This is a genomic window from Silvimonas sp., from assembly GCF_031291215.1.
Lineage (GTDB): Bacteria > Pseudomonadota > Gammaproteobacteria > Burkholderiales > Chitinibacteraceae > Silvimonas > Silvimonas soli.
This window is the reverse complement of record NZ_JARLJK010000120.1, coordinates 1-1,074: the sequence shown is the minus strand read 5'-3', so window position 1 is coordinate 1,074 and position 1,074 is coordinate 1. Positions and strand designations below refer to the sequence as shown.

At 56.6% G+C, this 1,074-nt stretch carries 1 protein-coding gene; it reads right to left on the bottom strand.

All coding sequences use genetic code 11. The annotated features are described in order from the left end of the window. Positions 1 to 259 precede the first annotated feature (259 nt). Positions 260 to 679, bottom strand: a complete 420-nt coding sequence (locus P4L78_RS12665) for a hypothetical protein (RefSeq protein WP_309328413.1) — start codon at positions 677 to 679, stop codon at positions 260 to 262. Between the last annotated feature and the right edge of the window lie 395 nt (positions 680 to 1,074).

The window sequence follows — 1,074 nt, the reverse complement described above, 5'->3', positions numbered from 1 at the left end:
TTGCCCCGTGGTCCCGAAATCGCTTCCAGGGACCTTGGCCGCAGATGGTGTCCACCGGCTGCGCATTCCAGGGCCTTCCACACCACGCTCCTGCACACGGAACGATTGACGCACCGGCATACTTCTCCCTGGTCCATCCCGGTGCCCGCGCACCTTGTGCAGGTGGAATATGCCAGGAGTACGTTGTCAGATCTATTTTCAGACTGCATGGTGAATCTTTCCGGGGGCTTGTAAAGCCCCCAATGGTGCGTTTAAACGGCTATTTGTATTCGGGAAACTTATACACGGGCGCGGGAAGGCCAGCGCGTTCTTCTGTGACTTCCTGATCTATGACCATCATGGCCAGTTGCTGGGCTGTTTCAGCCAGGGCAGGGTTCGCCAGGATGGCCGAAACGTCGAGTGTGGCCAGTTCAACCGGGCCACCTGATGGACCACTCAGTGCAACGGACTGCTGTTGCAAACGCGGTAGGACGTAGGGCAGGCAATCACGCAGGCAGGTGCAGCGTAATTCGAGCGGGTTCTTCGTATCATGGCCGATCCGCAGGAGCGCTTCCAATGGGTGCAAGGACCGGCCCATTTCCTTCTCAAGGGCACTTACGATTTCCCACGCCATTCGGCGTTTGTTACTGATGGAACCTTTCGGACGGCCCACTGGACAGCCTGTGTTCTTCCTAGACATCGGTACCTCTCCGTTGATGCTGCAGCCCGCAGGGGGCACAGCGTGTGATGGGCAGCGGGGGACGCAGAGGCATCCACCCAGCCCGGTTAGAACCTGCTACGGCCACGTGCGGGCGCGTTCTTGCCGCAGGTAATTGCGGCTTTCAGCGGCCCGGAATCCGTCGCTGGGGTTGGCGCGTTATTCGTATCACGAATGTGTAACTTCGTGCTACTGTTTGGCTTATGTGCGCATTAACAACTATTAATAAATAAGTCCAATTTGCCCTTATGACGGTTGCAGCCGCAAGGGAACCGTCATGCGGCCCTAAACCGTCATACCGTAACAAACTGATTCTAAAGGTCCAATGACGGTTATGACGGTTATGACGGTATTTTCGGATAACCTGCGGGGTGTGA

Bases quoted from the DNA above. Each gene is read 5' to 3' on its own strand.
- P4L78_RS12665 (WP_309328413.1), bottom strand. From the start codon at position 679: ATGTCTAGGAAGAACACAGGCTGTCCAGTGGGCCGTCCGAAAGGTTCC.